The organism is Streptomyces sp. NPDC059909 (assembly GCF_042730885.1).
Taxonomy (GTDB): Bacteria; Actinomycetota; Actinomycetes; order Streptomycetales; family Streptomycetaceae; genus Streptomyces.
This window is the reverse complement of sequence record NZ_JBHWKX010000084.1, coordinates 1-24,104: the sequence shown is the minus strand read 5'-3', so window position 1 is coordinate 24,104 and position 24,104 is coordinate 1. Positions and strand designations below refer to the sequence as shown.

Genomic DNA, 24,104 nt, shown 5'->3' with positions numbered 1-24,104 from the left:
ACGTACCGCGTGCAGCCGAGTGCGCCCAGGCGCACGGAATTACCTGTGGAAGCACAGCCCAGAAGTGGGCTTCCTGGGATGAGACAGGCGCAAGCTTCCTCCCGCCCCAACCGTCACCCCGCCGACCCCACGAGAACCGACCAGTCCAACAGCCCCTTCAGCACCACACCACCGCAGAGAAGAAAGTAGGTGATAGGCGGGCACTAGGGATGAAAACGACCTCTGAGCTTGACTCTGTCGGGGATCTTGGATGGTCGGGCTCAGCCTGCCGAGGGTGCGCCAGGACTTTGACCGGGGGATCTCGTTCTGGTCCAGAAAGGTCTGGAAGGCGGTCGGCGGTCTCGGCGAAGAGGTTTCCTCGGTCGCTGACTGGCTGCTGAGGCGTTCGATGTTCACGGCGATGGCCGTGAGTACGTGTTGCAGGTGGGTTTTCGGCTGTCCTCGGTAGCGGCAATGGCGCATGCCGTGTCCGTGGGCGAACTCGTTGATGGTGCCCTCGACTCCGGAGCGGACCGCGTAGCGGGTCTTCCAGCCGGGGGTCTGCTGCTCGGCGCGGACGCGGAGTTGCAGGTCGCGGAGTTCTCGTGGGGGAAAGCCCACGGTCCGGGCGCTGTCGGCGGTGGTGGTGCACCGGGTGCGGGCCGGGCAGGGGCGGCACTGGCTCTTGGTAAACCGGGCCACGATCAGCGGGGCAGCGGTGGGCGAGGAGGTCGGGTAGGGGCCGTGCCAGCCCTGGCTGACCTGGCCCTGGGGGCAGGTGACCTGTTGGCGGTCGAAGTCGATGTGGAAGTCGTCCCGGTCGAAGCCCTCGTTCTTGCGGTGCTGGCGGGTGGGGTTGCCCGGCAGCGGCCCGCTGACGGTGATCTGGTGCTCGCGCTGGGCTCGTTCCAGGTGGACCAGGGAGGTGTAGCCGCCGTCGACCAGGTGCTCGGCGGGCAGCAGCCCGCGACGCGCCAGTCGGGTGTGGATGCCGGGCAGGGCCTGGCCGTCGTTCGTGGCGGCCGACGTGGTGGCCACGTCCGTGATCACGTTGACGCTGTCGGAGGCACACGTCTCGGTGACATGCGCGGCGAACCCCTTCCAGCTGATGATGTGCCCATGGCGGACGTAGCGCGCCGTGGTGTCGTAAGGGGAGACGATCACCGAGGAGGAGGGCGGTAGCCCACCGTCGTCGGCGGTCCGCCAGCGCAGGCGGCCTGCCGCGTCACGGTAGTAGTTCTGCACGACGATCTGCCGCAGCGCCTCGGCCTGCGGGCCAGGCCGGTAGCCCGATCCCTGCCGGTGGAGGTGCTCCAGCAGTCGGCACGCGTCGTCGCCAGCGGCGAGGATCCTGGTCTTGGGCCGGTTGGGGTTCTTGCCCAGACGGACCGGACGGCCGTAGCGGCGCCCCCAGTCCTCGTCGACCAGGCCCGTCAGCAGGTGATCAGCGGTGCGGGCCACTTCCTCCAGGACGGCGCGGACGGCCTCGGTGACCAGTTCCAGCCGGGTCAGGTCGCGCACTGCGGCCAGGACATGGGTGGAGTCGGTGCGCTGCGTGGTGCGCTCGCACACGAGGCCAGCTTCCTTCAGGCGGGCGAGCGCCAGGTCGAGAAGTCGGTCGGCACGGTCGTCCTGGACGAGGCGCTCGCGGAAGTCGGCCAGCACGCTGTGGTGGAAGCCGGGATCGTCCAGCTCCATGGCCAGCGCGTACTTGAAATCGACGCGGCAGCGCACCGCCTCGGCCGCCTGCCGGTCCGACAGACCGAGCAGGAACTGCAGCACACACACGGTGGCCAATTGGGCCGGCGAGATGCCGGGGCGTCCGTCGCGCGGGTACCAGCTGGCGAAGTCCTTGTCGCACCACAGCCCGTCGAGGCAGTCTCTCACCCACATTGCCGTCGTACCGCCCGGGTTGCTCGCCCGCGCGATCTGCGCGGTCAGAGACGGGACTTGCTCACCGGAACGGGGACGGGCGACAACGGACACCTCGACAACTGCATCGGCCTGCGAAACAGCCCCGAGCATGCCCGCTGATCATGCTGGCGCACTGGGAAAATCCAAGATCCCCGACAGAGTCAAGCCCAGAGTGTGAGCGACGTGCGTGTGGGCTCGCGCCTCGAGCTCGGTCCGCAGCGTGAAGAAGACACGGGCGGCCCGGAGGCCCGCCCAGCGCTCGGGCAGCACTTCGGCGGGAAGCCCCGGGTCCAGGTAGGGAAGCCTGCGCCAGCTGGTGAGCGCGCGGATGTAGTCGGCGAAGGCGGCGGCGTCATCGGCCGGCGGGTGCTGCTGCCAACGGTCCAGAACAGGCTGCTGGGCGGCGATGAAGGTTTCGTACCGCAGCTCCAGCTCCTCCAGGTCCCACCACTGTCGTACCTTCTCGGGCACCGCTGTGAACGCCAGGTACTCGGAACGGAGAAGGTCGGCGTACGCCGTCAGATCGAGGCGCCGCAGCATGGCCGAGGTACTCTCGTACAGATGAGCCGGTGCGATCCATACGCCTGGCGCAACAGCGCCGAAGCCCATGCCGGACAGGCGTGAGCGGAGCTGGTGTCGCTTGCTGCGCTCCGACTCCGGTACGGAGAAGACCGCGAGCACCCACCCGTCGGCCAGCGAGGGGCGCTCCCGCCGGAAGATCCGTTCGTCTCCTTCCTGGAGGATCTCCTGTGCCTCCTGGGAGAGTTCGTAGCCTGCGAGACCGTCCTGGCGGCGCGCTTCCAGGACTCCGCGCCGCTTGAGTCGGCTGATGGAGGAGCGAACGGCCTGCTCGTCGACTCCCAGGTCGCCGAGCAGGGCGATCAATGAGGCTATGGAGAGCCATCCGCCGTGGCGTCGGCCGTAGAGTCCGTACACCGTGACGATGAAGGTTCGCGGGGTTACGGATGCCGCCCCTTGGTCTGTCTGCGCGGGGATGCCCTCGCCCGACAGTTCGGTGGCCACGGAAGTGCTGGTCATCCGGTCACCGTACCAACCGCTCAGTTCGCCTTCGTACGCAATCGGAAACGCTGGATCTTGCCGGTGATCGTCTTGGGCAGCTCGGCACAGAAGGTGACGGCCCGCGGGTACTTGTAGGGGGCGATGGTGCTCTTCACGAACGCCTGGAGTTCGGTGGCTTTCCCGTCGCCCGCCTCGATGCCCTCCCTCAGGACGACGAAGGCGTGCACGAGGGATCCTCGCCGGGGGTCGGGATCGCCGACGACGGCCGCCTCGGCGACGTCCGGGTGGGCGAGCAGCGCCTCTTCGACCTCCGGCGCGGCGATGTTGTAGCCGGAGGAGATGATCATGTCGTCGTTGCGCGCCTGGAACCAGTAGTACCCGTCGGCGTCCCGTGTGTAGATGTCACCGGTGATGTTCCATCCGTGCTGGACGTAGGTCAGCTGTCGTTCGTCGGCCAGGTAGCGGCAGCCGGTCGGGCCCTGGACGGCGAGCCTGCCGGGGGTTCCGTCGGGCACGGGTGTGCCGTCCGCGTCCAGGATGGCGGCGCGGAAGCCCGGGACCACCCGGCCGGTGGCACCGGGACGGATGTCGTCGTCGGCCGCCGAGATGAAGATGTGCAGCATCTCGGTACCGCCGATGCCGTTGATGATGCGTATCCCGGTCGCCTGCTCGAACTCCCGCCACACCGGCAGCGGGAGATGCTCGCCGGCTGACACGCACCGGCGGAGGTTCTTCAGGGAGTCGGCGCGGCCTGCGTTGAGGATGGCCTTGTAGGCCGTGGGGGCGGTGAAGAGGACAGTGGCGCCGTGTTCGGCGACCGCGTCCGCGAGATCGGCGGGAGCGGTCCGCTCGAGCAGCAGTGCCGAGGCGCCTGCTCTGAGGGGGAAGACGACCAGACCGCCGAGGCCGAAGGTGAAGCCGAGTGGCGGGGTGCCGGTGAACACGTCGTCAGGTGTGGGCTTGAGGATGTGGCGGGAGAAGGTGTCGGCATTGGCCAGCACGTCCCGGTGGAAGTGCATGGTGGCCTTGGGCCGGCCCGTCGTACCGGACGTGGGCCCCAGCAGGACGACATCATCGGCGGCCGTGTCGACGGCGGTGTACTGGCCGCTCTTGCCGGACGACCGGACGGTGAGGTCGGTCGGATCGCCGTCGTCGCCGTAGTACAGGACGGGAAGAGCGTCACCGACCGCTGCGCGCATCTCGTCCGCGAACCGGTGGTCGCACACGGCGAGCGTGGGCCGGGTCAGCTCGATCAGCGGTACCAGTTCCTTGGCGCGCAGCAGCGGGACGGTGGTCACGACGACACCGCCCGCCTTGACGACGGCGAGCCAGCAGGCGACCAGATAAGGGGTGTTCGGGCCTCGGAGCAGGACGCGGTTGCCGGGTATGAGGCCCAGGTCCTCGGTGAGCACCTGGGCGATCTGGTTGGTGTGACGCTGCAGGTCGCCGTAGGTCCAGGTCTCGTTCCGGGTGCGCAGGGCAGGGCGGTCCGCTCCGTAGCGCCTGATCGTCTCGTCGAGAAGTACTTCGGCGCAGTTGAGGCGGTCGGGATACTGCAGTTCAGGGAGATCGAAACGGAATTCGGGCCACTGCGACACGGGAGGCAGGTGGTCGCGGCAGAACGTGTCACGGTGCGCGGACGGTGCGAGCTGCATGGCAGGGCTCCCTTCCAGGGAGTGTCCGGGGACGCGAGGACAGGCTGTCGGGCCGCCGCCGGACAGGCGGCAGCTGTGGTGCACGTTCGGCGCGATGCCGCTCAGCGTGACGGCAGCGGCGCGTCCGCGTAGGCCCCGGACAGCAGGTGGCCCGCGCCGGGGGCGATGGCCGGAAGGCCGAGAGCCCGCATCATCTGGTGGGCCGTGGCGATCGAGGCCGAGAGCACGGGCTTGCCCAGCTCCTGCTCGACGATCTCCACGGATTCGAGTGACGGCATCTGCACACAGGCCGAGAGCACGACGGCGTCGGCGTCGCTGTGGTCCAGGGCGCGGACGATGGGGATGAGGTCGCGCGGGTCGTGGGCGGCGACGTCCAGGTTGTCGGGGATCTCCAGCGCCGTGTGGTCGCCGACCTCGATGCCCTCGTTGCGGATGTAGTCCACGACGGTCCGGGTGAGCGGCTTCAGGTAGGGCGCAACGAGGGTGATCGAGCGGGCCTTCATGGTGTGCAGTGCGCCGACCAGCGCGCCGGCGCTGGTGACGACCGGTGCGGGCGCGCCGTTGTCCTTGGTGATCGCGGTCAGTTTGTCTTCGGAGGCGCGGTGGTAGCCGTGGCCCATGCTCATGATGGCGACGAGACAGGCGTATCCCAGTACGTCGACGCGGGCGTCCGACAGCTCGGCCGCGCACCGGCCGGAGTCGGCGTCCATCGCGGCCAGTTCCTCCTTGACCACGTGCTTCATGCGCATGCGGCTGGAGTGGAAGGTGAACCGCTCCGGTGCGACTGACTCACGGGCCCGGAACAGCGCGGGTATCTCGGTCTCCATCGTGACGTTGGAGCTCGGCACGATCTGTCCGATGCGGAAGGTGCGGGCTCGTTCGCTCATCGTGCGTCCACCACCGGGTTGCGCAGGGTGCCGAGGGATTCGATGGTCGCTTCGACCACGTCGCCGGGTACGAGGAACTGCTGCGGTGTGAAGCTCGCGCCGACTCCGGCCGGCGAACCGGTGGCAATGACGTCACCGGGCTCCAGCGTCACTCCCGCGCTGATGTCGGCGATGAGGTCGGTGATGCGGAACAGCATGTGCCGGGTGTTGCCCTTCTGCTTCACTTCGCCGTTGACGCGCAGCGACAGGTCGAGGTTCTGCGGATCGGCGATGTCGTCGGCGGTGCAGATCGCGGGGCCGAACGGCGCGTAGGAGTCCTGCCCCTTGGAGTAGAACCACTGCCCGGAGCGCCGCTGGTCGCGGGCGCTGATGTCGTTGATGATGCTGTAGCCGAACACGTACTCGAGGGCGTCCTTGGGCCGGACCGACTTGGCGGTCTTGCCGATGACGACGGCGAGTTCACATTCCCAGTCGAGCTGGGAGGTCAGGTCCGCGTTGTGCAGGATCGGCTTGCCGGGGCCGGTCACGGCGGTGGCAGGCTTGCTGAACAGCACGGGCCGCTGCGGAAGTTCCTTGTCGGTGTCGAGGGTCCGCGCGGACTCTGCGACGTGTTCGGTGTAGTTGAGGCCGACACCGATGATCTTTCCCGGGCGCAGCGGTGCCTCCAGTGTCACCTCGGCCAGGGGGTGCTGTGCCGTCTGCGGTACGGGGAGGGTCAGCAGGCGGTCCAGGGCGGCGAGGGCATCGGGACCCGCCTGGATGAGGTCGAGCACGGATGCGGGGGCGGCGCCGAGGCCCGGGACGGCTGCGCAGGATTCGGAGACGAGTCCTGCCACGTCGATGACGGTGTCGCCGCTCTGTACGCCCAGCCGGCGTGCGGGATCGCCGTCCCGGGTGTAGCTGACCAGCAGCATGTGTCCTCCTTCTCGTCGTGTGTGGACAGGGGTTCAGGTCGTGGACTGATGGCCGTCGTTGTCCGTGTAGGCCTCCTCGCGCCAGAAGGCGAGGGAGCGCATCACGGGGAAGTCGTTGAAGGAGAAGAGGACCGCGTCATCACTCGCGCTGGCGTTGGCGTGCTCGTGCCAGGCCCAGGAGGGGACGCAGAAGATGTCGCCCTCCTTCCAGTCGAAGCGCTGTCCGGCGATGACCGAATGGCCGTTGCCCTTGGCGACGTTGTAGACCACCGAGCCGGTGTGGCGGTGTGCTTGCGTGGTCTCGCCGGGGCGCAGCATTTGCAGGTGTGCGCCGAGCGTGGGCATGACCGGTCCACCGGTGAGGGGGTTGCTGTACTCGAGGATGACGCCGTCGTACGGGGAGCCGTCGGTGGCCTTGGCCGCGTTGAGCAGCGCCGGGTACGCCTGCTCCCAGGGGTAGGCGAGGAGCGGTGAGTACGGCTTGGTCCAGCCGTCCGCGAAGCCGTAGGGGCGCAGTTCGCCGGCGCCGTAGGTGAGCAGCGAGGAGTTCACGACCCGCCCGCGCTCCTGATGGAGGTTCGGGTGCACTTCGTAGAAGCCGGCGTCGTGCGCGTTGACCAGCGGGATGTCCAGGCCGTCCTGCCAGATGACGGGGGCGTCGTCGGATTCGTTGCCGTGCTCGTGCCACGTCCAGTTGGGTGTGATGGCGAAGTCGCGCGGTCCGACCTTGAGCTTCTGTCCGTCGACGACGGTCCAGGCTCCCTGGCCCTCGACCACGAAGCGGAGTGCGGCTGCCTGATGGCGGTGAGCGGTCATGGATTCGCCGGGCCCCATGACCTGGAGTCCGGTGTAGAGCATGCCGACGGCTGCGGAGACGTCTTTGCGGCCCGGGTTGACCAGCATGACGACGCGGCGGCCCGCGTCGTCGGCCTTGACCAGGTCCAGGGATTCGAGCACCAGGGGGCGCAGGTCCGCGTACGGCCAGTGCGTGGGAAGCGACTTCGGCTGCGGGTACCACGGCTCGATCTCGTTCGCGACCGTCCACAGCGCTCCGGCCTCGTAGCCGGCGAGCCGGTTGTAGTACTCCCTCAGCTCTGGTGTCTCGCCGACTCGTGCACGGCCCAGGATGTCGTCGCTGTACGTCATGGTCACTCAACCTCCCTGCGATATCTCGCATTCTTGACGCTCGTCATCGTCACGCTATAGCTTCGATCGTGTCAAGAGGCTGGAGGAAGAGATGAACGCACTGGATCCGGGGATTCCCGCCGCACAGTCAGGGCCCGTCCCGCTCTTGGAAGTTCTCGTCACGCACCGGGTCGAATGGCACGACACCGACGCCTCGGGCCATCAGCACCACTCGGCCGTCCTGCGCTGGGTCGAGGCCGCAGAGGCGGAACTGCTGCGGAGCCACGGTCTGGACTGGCTCTTCGGCCGGACTCCCCGAGTACGTCACGAGGTCAGCTATCGCGCGCGGCTCTGGTTCGGCGAGACGGTGGCGACCCGGCTGCGCGTCGTCAGGCTGGGCCGCACATCGTTGACGTACGCCTTCGAGGTCCGCGGCCGGGAAGGCGTGGCCGCGGAGGGAACCCTGGTCGTCGCCCACGCCGAGCCGGACTCGCCCTCGGCCACCCCGTGGCCCCAGGAGGTACGAAAGGCACTGGGCGAACACCTCACCACCACAGCCGAGAGGACGAAGTGATGCGCATCGCCATCATCGGCGGAGGACCCGCCGGCCTGTACTTCGCCGCACTGGCCAAACAGCTCGACCCGTCCCGGGAGATCACCGTCTGGGAGCGCAACGCCCCCGACGACACGTTCGGCTTCGGCGTCGTGTTCTCTGACGAGACCCTGGACGGCGTCGCGAGAGCCGATCCCGCCGTCTTCGCGGCCGTCGAGGCGGACTTCGCCCGCTGGAGCGACATCGACATCCGCTACCGCGGCCGGACGCAGACGTCCGGCGGGCACGGATTCGCCGCGATCTCCCGCAAGCGGCTGCTGCAGATCCTCCAGCAGCGGTGCGCGGAACTCGGCATCGACGTGCGCTATCGCACCCAGGCGCCGCCCGCCGACGAGCTGTCGCGCCAGTACCACCTGGTGATCGCCGCCGACGGCGTCAACTCCGCGACCCGCGCCAAGTTCGCCGACGTCTTCCAGCCCTCACTCGACGTACGGTCCTGCCGGTACATGTGGCTGGCGACCGACCGGGCGCTGGAGGCCTTCACCTTCCTCGTGGCGGAGACGCCGCACGGTCCCCTGCAGGTCCACGCCTACCCCTTCAGCTCCGACCGCTCCACCTTCATCGTCGAGGTCGGCGAGGAGACGTGGCGGGCGGCCGGATTCGACGTCCTCGCGGCCCGTGGCTTCGGCCCGGGCGAGAGCGACCACGCCAGTGTGGCCCGGTGTGCGCAGCTGCTGGCGGACCATCTCGACGGGCAGCGGTTGCTCACCAACAACTCCAAGTGGGTGCAGTTCACCACGGTACGCAACCGCACCTGGCGGCACGGCAACATCGTGCTCCTCGGCGACGCCGCGCACACCGCCCACTTCTCCATCGGCTCCGGCACCAAGCTCGCCATGGAGGACGCGCTCGCCCTGGCCACCGCACTGGAGGAGGACGGCGAGGATCTGCCCGGTGTGCTCGAGGCCTATGAGCGGGACCGCAGGCCCGTCGTCGAGTCCACCCAGCGCGCAGCGCAGGCCAGCCTCGAATGGTTCGAGGCGATCCGGCATTCGGTCGGCCAGGAGCCCGAGCAGTTCGCCTTCAATCTGCTCACCCGCAGCCGCCGCGTCACGCATGACAATCTGCGCTCCCGCGACGCGGATTACACGGCCCGGCTGGAGCGCTGGTTCGGACACCGGGACACCGCCCCTCCCCTGCTTCAGCCTTTCCGGCTGGGCCGCCTCGAACTGCGCAATCGCGTGGTGGCCGCACCCGTCGCCTCCTACGCGGCGGACGCCGACGGCACGGTCGGCGACACCGAACTGGTCCACCTGGGCAGTGCGGCCTTCGGCGGTGCCGGCCTGGTCCTCACGGGAATGACGGCGGTCAGTCCGCGCGGGCGGGTGACGCCGCGCTGCCCGGGCCTGTGGGACGACGCGCACACCTCGGCCTGGCGCCGGATCACCGATCTGGTGCACGCCCACAGCGGTGCGGCGATCGGAGTCCAGCTCAGCCACAGCGGCCGCAAAGGCTCCACCGAGGTGCCGGACCGCGGACCTCTGGGCAGGGCGCTGACCGACGGCGCATGGCGCACCGAAGGTCCCTCCGACGACGCCTGGGCCGATCACCCCGCCCCCCACGTCATGTCCGAAGCGGACCTCGAGCGTGTCGCCGACGAGTTCGCGGCCGCAGCCGTCCGCGCCGATGCCGCCGGCTTCGACGTCCTGGAGATCCAGGCGGGGCACGGCTTCCTGCTCTCGTCGTTCCTGTCCCCGCTGACGAACCACCGCGACGACCGCCACGGAGGCGACCTCGCCGGCAGGCTGGCGTTCCCGCTGCACGTCGTGGACCGAGTACGGGAGAGCTGGCCGCACCACAAGCCCTTGATCGTGCGGATCTCCGCCGTCGACTGGGCCGAGGGCGGGACGGCCATGGAGGACGCCGTCACGATCGCGGCCGAACTGCACGCCCACGGCACGGACGCGATCGACGTCTCCAGCGGCGAAGTCGTCCCGTGGGAGCGTCCCGCGTACGGCCGCACCTACCAGACGCCGTTCGCAGCGCGTATCCGTGCCGCGACCGGTGTGCCGACCATCGCCGTCGGCGGCTACTCCTCGTACGACGACGTCAACACCACCCTCCTGGCGGGCCGCGCGGACCTGGTCGCGCTCGGACGTGCCCAACTGCACGACCCCGCCTGGACGCTGCACGCGGCCGCGGCCGCACAGTACACCGGCCCCGCCGCGCGCTGGCCGCGCCACCTGCGGCCCGGCAGCACTCCCCCGCCCATGGCCGGCCGGCAGCGTCCCCTCCTCACCCTCCGTCCCGAGCCGATACCCGACATCCACCAGCGCTGGCGCCCCGCCGCTGCGGAGAGGACCCGATCATCATGAGCATGCAGCGCGTACTGGAGGATCTGACGCCGTTCACCGCCGCCGCGGTCCAGGCGGCGCCCGTATACCTCGACACCTCCGCCACGGTGGACAAGGCCGTGGCGCTGATCCACGAGGCGGCCGGCAACGGTGCCCGGCTGATCGCCTTCCCCGAGGTGTTCGTCCCCGGCTATCCCTACTGGAACTGGACGCTCAACCCCGTCCAGGGCTCACCCTGGTACGAGCAGCTGTACCGGTCGGCGATCGACGTCCCGGGCCCCCACGTCGACACGCTCCGGGCCGCCGCGGCAGCCACGCAAACCACCGTCGTCATCGGCGTGAACGAACGCGGCGCGCACAGTCTGGGCGTCCTGTACAACACCGTGCTCACCATCGGTCCGGACGGCTCACTCCTCGGGGTTCACCGCAAGCTGGTGCCCACCTGGGCGGAGAAGCTCACCTGGACGGGCGGGGACGGCAGTTCCGTGCGGGTGCACCAGACGCCTGTCGGTCCCCTCGGGGTCCTGGCCTGCGGGGAGAACACCAACACCCTCGCTCGTTTTGCTCTGCTGGCGCAGGGAGAGCTCGTCCATGTCGCGAACTACATATCGCTGCCGGTCGCGCCGGCGGACTACGACATGTCGCAGGCCATCGCCATTCGCACTGCGGCGCACAGCTTCGAGGGGAAAGTCTTCTCGATCGTATCCTGTTCGACGATCACGGACGAGATGATCGAGGTGGCCGCGGGCGACAGCGCCGAGATCGCGAAGATGATGCGCCGACCGCGCAGTGCCCTCTCCGGCATCTTCGGTCCGGACGGGCAGCCGGTGACGGAGCCCCTCGTCGATGAGGAGGGCATCGTCTACGGGCAGGTCGATCTCGCCAAGTGCATCCAGCCCAAGCTGATGCACGACATCATCGGCCACTACAACCGCTTCGACGTCTTCCGCCTGCACCACAACACGTCGCCGCTGCGGCCGCTGACCCAGGAACCGTACCCGGTTGCGGAATCGGCCGCGCCCTTCGGCCTGGAGACCGGCGGCGATCCGCGGGTTCCGCAGGAGCCGGAGTCCGGCTGAAGGCAGGTGGGCTGGGCGCGCGGTCAGCGGCCGCAGACGCGACCGTCCCCCGTTCGCGGTCCTGGTGCTTGTTTCCGCCCCGAGCCGGACGGGGACAGGCACCAGTCCCACGCGGCGACAGCCGCTTCATGTGCGGGCCGCGCCACTGCTCTGCCGGCGCCTGAGCACAGTCACGGTCCGCAGACACGTCCCGCGGTCCGCCGCGACTCGGACCGCGGCCCCGGTCAAGGTCTGGCTCCGCGTCAAGGACAACGGTCGTGGCCGTACTTCGAGGCCGACGAGGCGAAAGTGGTCAGGCCCGCGGAGGACTCTCAAGGGCAACAGGACCAGCCGCACACGGTGAGTCTTCCCGGAGGAGTTCAAGAAGGTGCGGGCGGAGGTGAGACAGGGCCGGCGCGATGCGCGGTGATCCGGCGGGCCGGGACCTGGAGAAGACCGCGAACAACAGGTCGGGGGTCGCCGGGCGGCGCGGCTTCGGTGCCCGCAAGCCGCCGGGACGCGACCGGTGCGGGCGGCGACGCCCGTCGAAAGCGGAAGCCGATGCCGATGTGTCGATGTCGACGGGGATCCCGGACACGGTCCCGACGGTGACGGCCTCGGCGTCGATATCGCCCGACACGCAGCCCGGGGCTCGTTCGATGTGCACCGCCGGCGGCAGCCGAGTGCGGCCATCAGGCCGAGACGTCGCGGCGGACGTCCGGCATGAGGGCCGCCGGGCTCAAAGGTCCAGTGCCAGACGTTCCGACCGGGAGCGTCCCACGCAGATCAGCATGGTTCCCTCCTCATCGTGCTCCTCGGGCGACATCAAGCTCCCGCGGTGCTCGGGCTTCCCCGCCAGCACCCTGGTCTCGCAGGTGCCGCAGTAGCCCTCCTGGCAGGAGAAGTCGATGTCGTCGCGCACCGTGCGGACGACCTCCAGGATGCTCTGCCCGGCACCGACCTGGACCGTCACGCCGGATGCGCGCATCTCGACCTCGAACCCCACATCGGCCGCCCCGGCGCGGAGGGTCGTCTGCGGCTCTTCGGTAGCCGTGAACCGCTCGATGTGCAGGCGGTCCGACAGCCCTTCAGCGGTGCACGCCTCGGTCACCGCGTCCAGCAGCCCGGTGGGGCCGCAGCAAAAGACATGGGCTCCGTCCTCCACGGTGGCCACCAGGCCGGCGACATCGATCAGCCCTTCCTCGTCCTGAGGGACCAGGTGGACCCGACCGGGGCCGTGGGCGGCGAGTTCACCGGCGAAGGCCATCGCACTGCGGCCGCGCCCGCCGTACACGAGGCGCCACTGCGCTCCCCTGCGTTCCACCTCGTCGATCATCGCTTTGATCGGTGTGATGCCTATGCCGCCCGCGACGAAGACGAAAGACGTCGCCGGCATGAGCGGGAAGTGGTTGCGCGGCGCACGCACGGACAGTTCGACCCCGGCCCGCAGTGCGCGGTGGACCTCGAGCGAGCCTCCGCGTCCCTGGTGCTCGCACTGCACGCACACGGTGTACGCCCGAGTGTCCCAGGGGTCGCCGCACAGGGAGTACTGCCGGGTCAGGCCTGAGGGGAGCTGCAGGTCAAGATGTGCACCAGCCTCCCAGTCCGGGAGTTTGCCGCCGTCCATCGGCTCCAGCCGCAGGAGGACGACATCGTCCGCGGCCTCTCGGCGATCTGCGACGCGGACTCGGATCCGTCGCGTATCTGTCCCGTCGGTCATTGGTCAACTCCTCGATGAGTGCGGCCCTGATGTCGGGAGAGACGTCTCTCCATAGCGAGCAGGCCCTCTGTCTGCCGCTGCCTACGGGCCGTGGTCCCCATGGCATTGCGCGCAGGGAGCCACGGCATCCGCGGCGTCGCCCGGATCGGTGCGCGGACGCGTGAGAGCGCACCGGCGGTGAGAGTGGTGAGGTTCGGAGCATCGAGCCGGGTGAGTGTGAACTCCGGCCAGCGCTCCGGGAAGTCGTCTTGGCGAGAGGTACCGACGTCCCGCAGAGCGTGAGCCGTGCATCCGCCGACACTGCGGCGAACTGGTCCCGCGCGACCCGATGAGCCAAGTATGCGGCCTTCATGGCGACAGTCAAGAACGCGCTACATCCAGCCGGGGACCCCGGCTTCCGCTCCCACTGCAATCCGGCGACAACCCCCGCCGGCCGGGCGGGCGCCGCACGGAGGAAACAAGTTTGTTCCACACCAACCATATAGAGGTATTGCGACGACCGTCACAACTGCGTAATGTTCTATCTGTCGGGACGGTCATGCCGCATCGTGGAATAGAGGTTGAGGTCTTGTCAGGAGTTCAATCGGTCGCCAGAGCCATGGCCGTGCTGGAGAAGCTGTCGCTGTCCGGCACGGCAGGCGTCAACGAGCTCGCGCGCGAGCTCGAGCTGGCGCCTTCGACGGTGCAGCGGCTGCTGGGCGCCCTGTCCGAGGCCGGGGTCGTCGAACAGGATCCGGTCGACCGCTCCTACCGGGTGGGACTGCGGCTCTTCCAGTGGGGCCAGACCCCGTTGCGCCGACTGCGGCTGCGGGAACTCGCCAAGCCTCACATGCAGGAGCTCGCCGTCGAAGTAGGGGAAACCATCGCGCTCGGTGTCCTCGACGGCGCGCATGTGATGCACGTGGAATGGATTCCGGCCCGCCACCTGGTGCAGCCGCGCATCGGAATCGGCGACCGAACTCCGGCGCTCTCCTCCTCGATGGGCCAGTGCCTGATCGCCTGGCTGCCGCGGCAGCAGCGCATCGACATCGCCATGGAGTCGGCGGCGGACGCCGGTTCGCCCGGCGATCCCGCTGTCATCGAGGAGGTGCTCGCCACCGTCCGGGCCCAGGGGTTCGCGATCGTCGCCGATCCCCAGGCCAATGTCCGCACCATCGCCGTTCCGGTGCGGGCCGGCATGGAACAGGCCGTCGGCGCCCTGGGCATCGGCGGGCCCTCTACCCGGTTCCCGGCCGACCGCGCAACGTCCATCGCTCCCCGCCTGATCGAAGTGGGCGCGGCCATCAGCAACTACTACGGCACGCTGCTCGCCACCCCGCACGACCGGGAGTGGAGCCTTGATGGGAGAGGTTCATGACAGTACAGGCACCCTCGGAAGCTAACGAACCCGACGAGCAGGAACTCTTGAGATTCCGCACGTCCCTGCGCCATTTCCCCAGCGGTGTCGCCGTGGTGACGGTCGCCGACGGTGACGGCGTCTACGGCATGACGGCGAGCTCTTTCACTTCGGTGTCGCTCAAGCCCCAGCTCTGCTCGGTCAGCGTCAACAAGCCCGGCAGGATGCACCGGCTGCTCGCGCAGTCGGACGGGACCTTCGGCATCAGCGTCCTCAGCGCGGACCAGGGTCCGATCGCGGACTTCTACGCCAGACGGCCGTGGAGTCCCGCGAAGCTCGACGTACCCATGACCCGCCGGCTGGGCTGCCCGGTGATCCAGGGCGCCCTCGTGTGGATGGTCTGCGCCAAGTGGGCCGAGTACGAGGGCGGGGACCACACCATCTTTGTCGGCCACGTACGGGACCACGGTGCCGCCGCCATCGAGAGCGCCGCGCCCCTCGTCTGCCACAACTCGACCTATCACCAGCTCGGTGCGCCGATCGGTGCGGCCGACGTGCCCCGGCCCGAAAGGACGAAGCGATGAGCCACATACTCCAACCCGATGACATCGTCTGGAACAAGCTCGACAACCCCCGTGTCCCCGGAGTCGGCTTCGCGTTCAGCGAGAGCGTGATCGACAAGGACTACACAGGCCTCTACAGCGCACAGTTGGGCCTCATCGGCCCGGGCGGCAGCTCGAAGCCGCACCGGGACCCCTACAACCACGCGTTCTACTTCATCCGCGGCACCGGCACCGTACAGGTCGCCGACGAGACCGCAGACCTGGTGCCCGGGACGATCGTGAAGGTGCCCACGGGCAAGGTCCACAGCTTCGTGAACACCGGCGAGGACGACCTCGTCTTCCTGGTCATCTACGACCCGCCGTACGTGGCCGGCAGCAGATTCGAGAGGTAGGAGGGCCATCGTGTTCACTGGACGCAGCACACCCGCCGAACGCAACCGCCACGTCGGCCCGATCGCCTTTGCACTGCTGGTAACGACGGCGGTCGCGACGGTATCCGCCTGCGGGACGGCGGACTCCGCCCCCGAGTCAGGCTCCCGACCCACCGTGAAACTGGCCCTGAACCCGGCCCAGCTCCAGTACCTGCCGATCATGCTCGCCATCGACCGGGGCTACTTCCGCGACGCCGGCGTGAACGTCGAACTCACGACGTACCAGGGGTCCGCGAACAACCAGATCCCCCTACTGGCCCGCGGCGACATCGACCTGAGCCCGGCCGTCTCCGGCCCCTCGCTCTTCAACCAGTACGAGCAGGGCTTCCGGATCAAACTGCTCGCGAACCTGACCGCACCGCGGAAGGGCTACCGTGACGGCTCCGTGCTGGTGGTCCGCAAGGACCGTTGGGACACGGGCGAGATACGGAGCCCGAAGGACCTGGAGGGCCGCAGGGTGGACGGTTCCGCAGAGGGCAATCCCGCCGACTTCCTGATGCGGCAGACCCTGCTGAGCGCCGGCGTCGAGCCGGCGGACGTAAAGCTGGAGCACCGGGCGCGGACCCCCGTCGACTCGGTGGAGTTCCTGCGCAACCGCACGGTCGAGGCGACGGTGATCAGCGAGCCGGCCGCCACCCTGGCCGAGGTCGAGGGCCTCGGCGTCCGGTGGCTCGGATACAACTCCGTCGTCCCCTGGTACCAGGAGACGTTCCTCGCGGCGTCCGAGAAGTTCGCCGCCGAACGCCCGGACGACGCCCGCAAGGTGCTTGGGGCGTACCTGCGCGCGGTCAAGGACGTGAACGCCTCGCACGGCTCATGGACGCCGGAGCTCCTGGCGCTGGCGGCGAAGTGGACCAAGCAGAAGCAAGAAACCCTCAACGCAGTAGGAGGGCTGATGTACTACACCCCCGACGGAGCCGTCGACGAGAAGGGCCTGGCCAAGGTCCAGGACTTCTGGTCCGAAGAGAAGCTCGTCCCCCGCGAGATACCGGTCGGCGAACTCGTCGACACCAGAGCCCTCAGTACGGCAACGGGCGGCTCACGGTGACGGCCCGTCAACAGCTGTCGGACGCCGCTCCCGAGACCATGACGACGACGGACGGCATCGAGATCGCCGACGTCCGCAAATCGTTCGACTACGGACGTGACGAGGTGACCGCCCTCGACAGCCTCAACCTGACCGTGCCGGCTGGTGAGTTCCTGTGCATCGTCGGCCCCAGCGGCTGCGGGAAGACCACCCTGCTCCGCATCCTCGCCGGCCTCGAGCAGCCGACCACTGGCGAGGTGCGCTGGACGCTGGACGCCGGCCGCAACCCGCTGCGTTCCATGGTGTTCCAGAACCAGGGCGTGTTCCCGTGGATGACCGTACTCGAGAACGTGGCGTACGGACTCACCGTACGGCGCGTGAAGAAGGCGGTGCGGCTGGACACAGCACGGCGATTCGTGGCGGCGCTCGGCCTGTCCCGGTTCGAGTCGGCCTACCCCGCACAACTGTCCGGTGGCATGCAGCAACGCGTCAACATCGCCAGGGCGTTCGCCAACGACCCGGCAGTGCTCCTGATGGACGAACCGTTCGCCAACCTCGACGAGCAGACGAAGCTCATCCTCCAGGACGACCTGTTGCGCATATGGGACGGCACACGCAAGACGGTCGTGTTCATCACCCACTCGCTCGACGAGGCGATCACCCTCGGTGACCGTGTCGTCGTGCTCTCGCGGCGCCCCGGGCGCATCAAGTCCGTCGTGGACATCACTCTGCCGCGTCCCCGCAACGCCATCGATCTGCGCAACGACCACCGCTTCGTGGAACTGCGCCAGACGATCTGGGACTCGCTGCGCGAAGAGGTCGTCTCGCTGCGCGGCGGAGCCGGTCAGGAGGCCTCATGACCACCCTGGCTCCCAAGCCCGCCGAAGCCTCTGGCACTGCGGCACGCGCCGGCCGGATGCCGAGCCGTCCCTCGCGCACAGGCCGCCTTCTGTGGGCGGCGGTCAGCCCATTGGTGCTGCTGCTCCTGTGGGAGGCATCGGCCCGGCTCGGCCTCATCGACGCACGCGTGCTCCCGCCACCCACCGCGGTCGGCACCCGCATGATCGAACTCTTCCTCCACGAAGGACTGCTGTCGCATCTGGAGGCGACTGTCCTGCGGTTCCTAGCCGGCCTGACCATCGGCGTCACGGCAGGAATCCTCGTCGGTCTCACCACGGGCCTGTTCACCACGGCCCACCGGATCCTCAACCCGGTGATCGCCCTGCTCTACCCACTGCCCAGGATCGCCATGTTCCCGCTCATCCTCATCCTGGTCGGTCTCAACGAACGAGCCAATGTCCTCGAGATCACCCTGGCTCCCTTCTTCGCCATGGCGATCAGCACCATGGGCGCAGTGCGTTCGATCGACCCGATCCACCGCGACGTCGCCGCCAGTTTCAACACGGGCACACTCGACCTCTACCGGCGGATCACCCTCCCCGCCGTTCTTCCCGCGATCTTCGGTGCGCTCAGGGTCTCAGTGGGACTCGCCCTCACGTCGACCACGGCCGTGGAGTTCCTCGCCGCGGACAAGGGGCTCGGCTACCTCATCTGGCACGCCTGGCAGATCCTCTCGCTCCAGGACTGCCTGGCCGTCATGGCCGTCGCCGGCTTCCTCGGCGCGCTGGCTTACGGAGGCGTCGGCATGCTGCAACGTTTCGCCGTTCCCTGGCAGCGTCGCCAGGCCTGAGCAGCTCCCAGCGTCCGACCGGCCGGGTCACCGCCGCCTCCCCTCGACCGGCTCGCGGCTGGCCGGCGACGCCGCATGCCGCACATCGGCCTCCGGCCCGGCGGTTGCGGTGACTCCGCGTCACCCCTGATTCCCACCCGTGCCGTTTCCCCGCACACCGACAAGCGCGCTGGACCGTCCGGGCCGGCCGCGATTTCCGAAGGGAAATTACATGGTCTTTGACGACATCGTGATCGGTGCCGGCTCGGCGGGCGCCGTACTGGCCGCACGCCTCTCGGAGGACCCGGATCGCCAGGTCCTGCTGATCGAGGCCGGCCCGGACTATCCGACAGCACAGCAGACCCCTGTCGGTGTCCTCGCGACCCGGCGGGTGCCCTTCGACCACGACTGGGGCTACACGGCCGAGGTCGTGCCCGGCCGGCGCGCGCCGTATCCGCGCGGCCGGCTGACCGGAGGATCTTCGGCGGTGAACGCCGCACTCGCGCTGCGCGGGCTTCCCGAGGACTACGACGAGTGGGCCCTCAAGGGCAACGACGAGTGGGGCTGGAACGCGCTCCTGCCCGTCTTCCGGCAGATCGAGGACGACCCGGCCGGCGATCCCGCGTTCCACGGCACCGGCGGTCCCACACCGGTCCAGCGCACTCCCGAGAACCAACTCACCCCGGTACACGCGGCGTTTCTGCGCACCTGCCTGGGGCTGGGACACCCCTTCACGGCCGACCACAACGCCCCCGACTCCACCGGCGCGGGGCCGGGCCCGGCCAACGAGCGCGACGGGATACGGATATCCACGTCGCTCGCCTATCTGAGCAAGGCCCGTTCCCGGCCCAACCTGACCATCCGGACCGGCTGCGTCACCGACCGCGTCCTGCTGAGCGGCACCCGCGTGACCGGCGTCGGCTTCGAGTGCGACGGCGTCCGCGAGCAGGCGGCGGGCCGCCGGGTGACCCTGGCCGCGGGTGCGGTGGGATCGCCGGCCATCCTGCTGCGCTCCGGCATCGGACCCGCCGGGGAACTGGCCGCGCTCGGCATCGAGGTGGCGGCGGACCTGCCCGGGGTAGGGACCAATCTCCTCGACCACGCCCAGCTCGCACTCAGCCTGACGCCCCCGGCCGGACCCGCAGACGCGGCGGCGCCGTACTGGCAGACGGTGCTGCAGTGGACCGCCCCCGGCTCCGCGGACCGCAACGACATGCAGAGCCTGTTGATCCATCAGGTCGCGCAGCCCGCCCTGCGCCTGGCCACCAGCCTGATGCGGCCGCATTCCTGCGGGGTACTGCGGCTGGCCGACCGCTCCCCGCACACCCCGCCCGACATCCAGCTGAACCTCGCCTCCGACCCCGAGGACATCCGCAGGCTCACCGAGGGACTGCGGCACCTGTGCACGCTCGCCGCCTCCCCCGAGCTCGCCGCCCACCACGACGGAACCGCAACCTTCGACGACGGTCAGGTGCTGCCCGTGGCGAACCTGAGCGAGCGGTTCGCGGACCCCGACAGCGCGACCGAGCACATCCAGCGCACGGTCTCGCACTATGTCCACCTGGTGGGCGGCGCGCGGATGGGACCGGACAGCGACCCGGAGGCGGTCGTGGACCAGCGCTGCCGGGTGCGCGGCATCGAAGGGCTTCGCGTGGCCGACGCCTCGGTCATGCCGGACATCCCCCGTGCCAACACGCACCTCACCTGCGTCGTCATCGGCGAGCGCGTCGCGGCGTGGATAAGAGCGGAGCAGTGAACCCTCCCGCACACGGCCCACGGCACCACCACCGGCACGACCTGACCTCCGCACTCCTCACCCAGCAAGGGATGGCGTCGATGACCGAGAGCAGCCTCACCCCGTTGGAGATCGACACCGACCGCTCCACCGTGTACGTGGACGGAGCCTGGCGGCCGAGCCACAGCCAGGAGCGGGTCTTCGAGATCAACCCGGCAACCGAGGACGTCATCGGGTCCACGCCCGACGGAGACGCCGAGGACGTCGACTCCGCCGTGCGCGCGGCCCGGGCCGCCCTGATCCGCTCCGACTGGGCCGGGCTCTCCCCGGTCGAGCGTGCCGCCTACCTGGTGGCGATGGCGGACCGTCTCGACCAGCGGGCCGACCAGGCCGCTCGGTTCGTCACCACCGAGAACGGCGTGCCCCTCACCACCAGTGCCCAGTTGGTCGCGGCCGCGTCCGGGGTCCTCCGGTACTACGCCTCGCTCGCCCGGACCTTCCAGTTTGAGGAGCGCCGCGATACCACGATCGTGCGGCGGGAACCGATCGGCGTGGCGGGACTCATCCTGCCCTGGAACGGGCCGCTGAACCTGGCCTACATGAAGATCGCCCCGGCACTGCTCGCCGGATGCACAGTCGTACTCAAGCCGGCTCCGGAAACCTCGCTCAGCACCGCGTTCATCGCCGACGCGGCCGAGGCCGCCGGGCTGCCCGCCGGGGTCGTCAACATCGTCACCGGCGGACCCGGGACCGGGGCGGCCCTCGTTGCCCACAACGGCATCGACAAGGTCGCCTTCACCGGGTCGACGACGGCTGGCCGGGCAATCGCCGCTCAGTGCGGCCAGGCCATGAAGCCGGGGACGTTCGAGCTCGGCGGGAAGTCGGCGTCCGTCCTCCTCGACGACGTCGACCTGGACGTGTTCCTGCCGCAGGTCCTTGACGTGAGCCTCGCCGGATCGGGCCAGAGCTGCAAACTGAGCACCCGGATCCTGGTCGCCCGCGACCGCTACGACGAGGTATGCGACGGGCTGCGCGAGACCCTGAGCCCGCTCGTGGTCGGCGACCCGTTCGATCCCGCCACCGACTTCGGACCGCTGGCGATCGAGCGCCAACGGGACCGCGTCGAGGGATACATCCGGTCCGGACTCGACCAAGGCGCGAAACTGCTCATGGGCGGCGGTCGGCCGACGCACCTGCCCATGGGCTACTACGTCGAGCCCACAATCTTCATGAACGTCGAGAACTCCATGCGCATCGCCCAGGAAGAGATCTTCGGTCCCGTGCTCGCGGTCATCCCGTTCGGCAATGACGACGAAGCAGTCGCACTGGCCAACGACTCCTCCTACGGTCTCGGCGGCGCGGTCTACACCACAGACGCCGAACGCGGCACCGACATCGCCCGCCGTATCCAGACCGGCACGATCGGCGTCAACGGCTACACCATCGACCCGCTCGCACCGTTCGGAGGCTACAAGCAGAGCGGCATCGGCCGGGAACTCGGCCCCGAAGGCCTGGCCGCCTACCTGCAGACCAAGTCCATCTACCACGCCGCCTGACCGACCCGGCAGGCGGCCGAGAAGAGGGCCAGGGCAATCGCCCTGGCCCCAGGCACTGGTCGGGATCGGTCCCGGTCTGTACAGCGGGGAGTGTTCAATCAACGGCGGATCCGATGATCAAGGAGACGCCAGATGAGCGAGACCATCGTGGAGACCGAGGCCGTGGAGGAGCCGGTCGTCGTACCGACCGTGGAGGCGGTGTCGGATGACCAGTTGATCGGGATGCTGGTCGACCGGGCCCGGTCCGAGGGCCTGCGGCTGACCGGTGAGGGCGGGTTGTTGCAGCAGCTCACCAAGCGGGTGCTGGAGTCTGCCCTGGAGGGCGAGATCACCGATCACCTCGGTTATGACAAGCATGACGCCGAGGGCCGGAACAGCGGCAACAGCCGCAACGGAACCCGTGCCAAGACCGTCCTGACCGACGTCGGCCCGGTCGAGGTGAGGGTGCCGCGTGACGTGGCCGGCACGTTCGAGCCACAGATCGTCAAGAAGCGGCAGCGCCGGCTGTCCGGCGTGGACGAGATGGTGCTGTCTCTGTCTGCGAAGGGACTGACCCACGGGGAGATCTCCGCGCACCTGGCCGAGGTGTACGGCGCCGAGGTGTCCAAGGCGACGATCACCACGATCACCGACAGCGATAGTGATACCCGGGTCCCCGGTGGTCGTGGCTCGATCACTGACTGACGTCCTGCTGGACTGTCTTTGCCTTGGTCTGTCCGGCCGCCGGGGCCCGTTCCCGAGGCCCCGGCCGGGTGGATCATGACCTCATAGGAGCCTGGCCAGAGGCCCCATCGCTGTCCTGTCTGCCCCACCCGGCTGGAGCCACCTCCGGTCAGGAAGGCATCTCCAGCATGACAGGAACGGACACCGCAGCAGTCGTCGAACACGTGGTGATCGGTGGGGTGGACTCTCATGCCGACACCGTCCACGTCGCGGTGGTGACCGACCGCGGTGGGCAGATCGCCGATGCCGAGTTCCCCACAACGGCCGCCGGATACACGGCTGCTCTGGCCTTCCTGGCTGCTCACGGCACCGTTGCCGCCGTCGGCGTGGAGGGCACGTCGTCCTACGGGTCGGGGTTCACGCATGCGGCCCGCGAGGCCGGTCTGACCGTGGTCGAGGTCAACCGGCCGGACAAGGCCGAGCGCCGCAGGATCGGGCACCATCGCCGCCCGGCACGCCAGGACTGCTGTCCACCTGATCAGCGAGGTGACGGCGATCCACCTGGTGGCGCTCTGCCAGGCCGCGGACATCATCGGCGCCGACAAGCTCGGCCCCCATACCGCCCGTGCCTACAGCTACCTGCGCAGCATCGTCCCCTTCGTCCAGGAAGACCGCCCCCCGGACGAAGAGTTCCAGCTGACCGCCAAGTTGCTCATCGACGGCTCTCTCCGCCGCAATGTGATGGCCAGTTGAGCCCCAGGACCGCGACTCTGGCCACTCGACTTCGGTGGTGTACCGGGGATAGAAGCCCTTCTCCGCGTTCGGTCAGCGGGCCGAGCCGCCGCGTGGCACGGTGTCCCGGGCCGGCCGGGTGCCGGGTCAATGGGCAACGGCGCCGTCCAGGCGGTGTACGAGGCCTGGGGCTACCGCAAGGTCGGTGACCAGCAGCCGTTCCCCCGACTCGCCCGTCTACGCTGCGATGATCCGTCCAGTCCGGGAGCCCTGACAGGACCGAGGAGCACCCCCGCCTCCGCGCGGCGCCGAGGAGCGCCTGGCTGTCCTGTCGGCGTCAAGACTCTTGTTGTGGACCGCCCATTCATCCCCCATGCCCGGCGGGAGCATCGGCTTCAGGGATAGGCCCCGTCGGGCATCCGTTCAGGGTTACATGCAGTGCTACCAGCCACGGAGGCGGCCCATCCGCGAGTGCCGGTCTACGGATGCGTACGCGCCCCAGGCCAGAGCGGCGATCCCGGGGCGCGATGGCGGGGATTGAGAACCGATCACCGGGTGGTGAACCCCGCCGCGCCACACTATCCACCTCGTCGGTGTCTTTCGAGCAGCTGACGCGCTCCACTGTGCTCCCGGCGTCCCGGGGAGAGGCGACTGCGCCCGTAGATAAGCGCGCCGCCGCACGAGACACCTAGGAGCGTGTCTCAGTAACCGCAACCCGCCTGCGGTTCGTGATCGTTCGTGCGGGATGATGCTGGTATGAGTGGCGGGGATGGACTGTTCGAGGTCGAGCCGGTCGAAAAGAAGCAGCCGCGGGGTCGTGCGGCCGGGGTGGACAAGACATTCCGGGCGTTCGACCCCCACCAGGTCCTGCTGCTGCCGCCGTCGCTGGACGACTGGCTGCCCGAGGACCACCTGGCCCGGTTCGTCGCCGACCTGGTCGACGAGGTGCTCGACCTCGGACCAGTTCTGGCGGACTACACCGAAAAGCGCGGCTACCCGCCCTACGATCCGCGGCTGATGGTGCGGCTGCTGATCTACGGCTACACCACCGGCATCCGCTCCTCGCGGGCGATCGAGCGCCGGTGCGCCGACGATGTCGCGTTCCGCTTCCTGGCTGCCGACCAGGCCCCGGACTTCCGCTCGATCGCCCGGTTCCGCCGCCGGCACCTGGACGCCCTGGCCGGCCTGTTCACCCAGTCGCTGCACCTCGCCC

General features: G+C 69.1%; 20 protein-coding genes and 2 pseudogenes. 15 read left to right on the top strand and 7 right to left on the bottom strand.

The features are described from left to right. Positions 1-39 precede the first annotated feature (39 nt). The 6 genes from ACFV9O_RS34365 to ACFV9O_RS34340 all read right to left on the bottom strand — a co-directional run bounded on the left by ACFV9O_RS34365 (position 40) and on the right by ACFV9O_RS34340 (position 7,515). Positions 40-2,004, bottom strand: a complete 1,965-nt coding sequence (locus ACFV9O_RS34365) for an IS1182 family transposase (protein WP_385425181.1) — start codon at positions 2,002-2,004, stop codon at positions 40-42. Positions 2,005-2,013: 9 nt separating this feature from the next. Next, positions 2,014-2,931, bottom strand: coding sequence for a PaaX family transcriptional regulator C-terminal domain-containing protein (locus ACFV9O_RS34360; protein ID WP_385425179.1), 918 nt, complete (start codon positions 2,929-2,931; stop codon positions 2,014-2,016). A 20-nt stretch (positions 2,932-2,951) separates the two neighbouring features. After that, positions 2,952-4,568, bottom strand: coding sequence for an AMP-binding protein (locus tag ACFV9O_RS34355; RefSeq protein ID WP_385425177.1), 1,617 nt, complete (start codon positions 4,566-4,568; stop codon positions 2,952-2,954). Between the two features lie 101 nt (positions 4,569-4,669). Further along, complete coding sequence (locus tag ACFV9O_RS34350) at positions 4,670-5,455, bottom strand: Asp/Glu racemase (protein ID WP_385425174.1); 786 nt, start codon at positions 5,453-5,455, stop codon at positions 4,670-4,672. Further along, positions 5,452-6,369, bottom strand: coding sequence for a fumarylacetoacetate hydrolase family protein (locus ACFV9O_RS34345; protein ID WP_385425172.1), 918 nt, complete (start codon positions 6,367-6,369; stop codon positions 5,452-5,454). Before ACFV9O_RS34345 ends, ACFV9O_RS34350 begins: the two co-directional genes overlap by 4 nt. Before the next feature lie 33 nt (positions 6,370-6,402). Then, the gene (locus ACFV9O_RS34340) at positions 6,403-7,515 is read right to left on the bottom strand and encodes a cupin domain-containing protein (protein WP_385425169.1); all 1,113 of its coding nucleotides are present in this window, start codon (positions 7,513-7,515) and stop codon (positions 6,403-6,405) included. Positions 7,516-7,606: 91 nt separating this feature from the next. Between ACFV9O_RS34340 and ACFV9O_RS34335 the strand changes: the two genes are divergently transcribed. From ACFV9O_RS34335 to ACFV9O_RS34325, 3 genes are read left to right on the top strand one after another with little or no spacing between them, the layout of a single operon-like run. Beyond that, complete coding sequence (locus ACFV9O_RS34335) at positions 7,607-8,068, top strand: acyl-CoA thioesterase (protein WP_385425167.1); 462 nt, start codon at positions 7,607-7,609, stop codon at positions 8,066-8,068. Next, complete coding sequence (locus tag ACFV9O_RS34330) at positions 8,068-10,422, top strand: FAD-dependent monooxygenase (protein WP_385425164.1); 2,355 nt, start codon at positions 8,068-8,070, stop codon at positions 10,420-10,422. Before ACFV9O_RS34335 ends, ACFV9O_RS34330 begins: the two co-directional genes overlap by 1 nt. Continuing rightward, positions 10,419-11,480 carry a carbon-nitrogen hydrolase family protein gene (locus tag ACFV9O_RS34325; RefSeq protein WP_385425161.1) on the top strand — a complete coding sequence of 354 codons (1,062 nt, stop codon included), beginning with the start codon at positions 10,419-10,421 and terminating at the stop codon, positions 11,478-11,480. Before ACFV9O_RS34330 ends, ACFV9O_RS34325 begins: the two co-directional genes overlap by 4 nt. Before the next feature lie 718 nt (positions 11,481-12,198). On the opposite strand, the gene ACFV9O_RS34320 is transcribed toward ACFV9O_RS34325, so the two are convergent. Next, complete coding sequence (locus ACFV9O_RS34320; RefSeq protein WP_385425158.1) at positions 12,199-13,179, bottom strand: PDR/VanB family oxidoreductase; 981 nt, start codon at positions 13,177-13,179, stop codon at positions 12,199-12,201. Between the two features lie 568 nt (positions 13,180-13,747). Here ACFV9O_RS34320 and ACFV9O_RS34315 point away from each other — a divergent pair. The 12 genes and pseudogenes from ACFV9O_RS34315 to ACFV9O_RS34260 all read left to right on the top strand — a co-directional run. Next, positions 13,748-14,536 carry an IclR family transcriptional regulator gene (locus tag ACFV9O_RS34315; RefSeq protein WP_385425155.1) on the top strand — a complete coding sequence of 263 codons (789 nt, stop codon included), beginning with the start codon at positions 13,748-13,750 and terminating at the stop codon, positions 14,534-14,536. After that, complete coding sequence (locus ACFV9O_RS34310; RefSeq protein WP_385425152.1) at positions 14,533-15,099, top strand: flavin reductase family protein; 567 nt, start codon at positions 14,533-14,535, stop codon at positions 15,097-15,099. The genes ACFV9O_RS34315 and ACFV9O_RS34310 overlap by 4 nt, the downstream gene beginning before the upstream one ends. Then, positions 15,096-15,470 (top strand): cupin domain-containing protein, encoded by a 375-nt coding sequence (locus ACFV9O_RS34305; protein ID WP_351236473.1) that lies wholly within the window; start codon positions 15,096-15,098, stop codon positions 15,468-15,470. Before ACFV9O_RS34310 ends, ACFV9O_RS34305 begins: the two co-directional genes overlap by 4 nt. A 10-nt stretch (positions 15,471-15,480) precedes the next feature. Next, positions 15,481-16,557 carry an ABC transporter substrate-binding protein gene (locus ACFV9O_RS34300; RefSeq protein WP_385425148.1) on the top strand — a complete coding sequence of 359 codons (1,077 nt, stop codon included), beginning with the start codon at positions 15,481-15,483 and terminating at the stop codon, positions 16,555-16,557. Beyond that, positions 16,554-17,396, top strand: a complete 843-nt coding sequence (locus ACFV9O_RS34295; protein WP_385425145.1) for an ABC transporter ATP-binding protein — start codon at positions 16,554-16,556, stop codon at positions 17,394-17,396. The genes ACFV9O_RS34300 and ACFV9O_RS34295 overlap by 4 nt, the downstream gene beginning before the upstream one ends. Continuing rightward, a complete protein-coding gene (locus ACFV9O_RS34290) occupies positions 17,393-18,226 on the top strand; it encodes an ABC transporter permease (RefSeq protein WP_385425142.1) in 834 nt (277 codons plus the stop codon). Before ACFV9O_RS34295 ends, ACFV9O_RS34290 begins: the two co-directional genes overlap by 4 nt. A 211-nt stretch (positions 18,227-18,437) precedes the next feature. Further along, a complete protein-coding gene (locus ACFV9O_RS34285) occupies positions 18,438-19,961 on the top strand; it encodes a GMC family oxidoreductase (protein ID WP_385425139.1) in 1,524 nt (507 codons plus the stop codon). A gap of 80 nt (positions 19,962-20,041) precedes the next feature. Beyond that, a complete protein-coding gene (locus tag ACFV9O_RS34280; protein ID WP_385425137.1) occupies positions 20,042-21,496 on the top strand; it encodes an aldehyde dehydrogenase in 1,455 nt (484 codons plus the stop codon). Positions 21,497-21,718: 222 nt separating this feature from the next. Then, a pseudogene (locus ACFV9O_RS34275) lies at positions 21,719-22,129 on the top strand (transposase); the annotation flags it as partial. A 218-nt stretch (positions 22,130-22,347) separates the two neighbouring features. Next, positions 22,348-22,638 (top strand): annotated as a pseudogene (locus ACFV9O_RS34270) (transposase); the annotation flags it as partial. 22 nt (positions 22,639-22,660) lie between these two features. Beyond that, a complete protein-coding gene (locus ACFV9O_RS34265) occupies positions 22,661-22,912 on the top strand; it encodes a hypothetical protein (protein WP_385425187.1) in 252 nt (83 codons plus the stop codon). 753 nt (positions 22,913-23,665) lie between these two features. Beyond that, the coding region (locus ACFV9O_RS34260; RefSeq protein WP_385425184.1) for a transposase at positions 23,666-24,104 on the top strand (439 nt) is incomplete at its 3' end.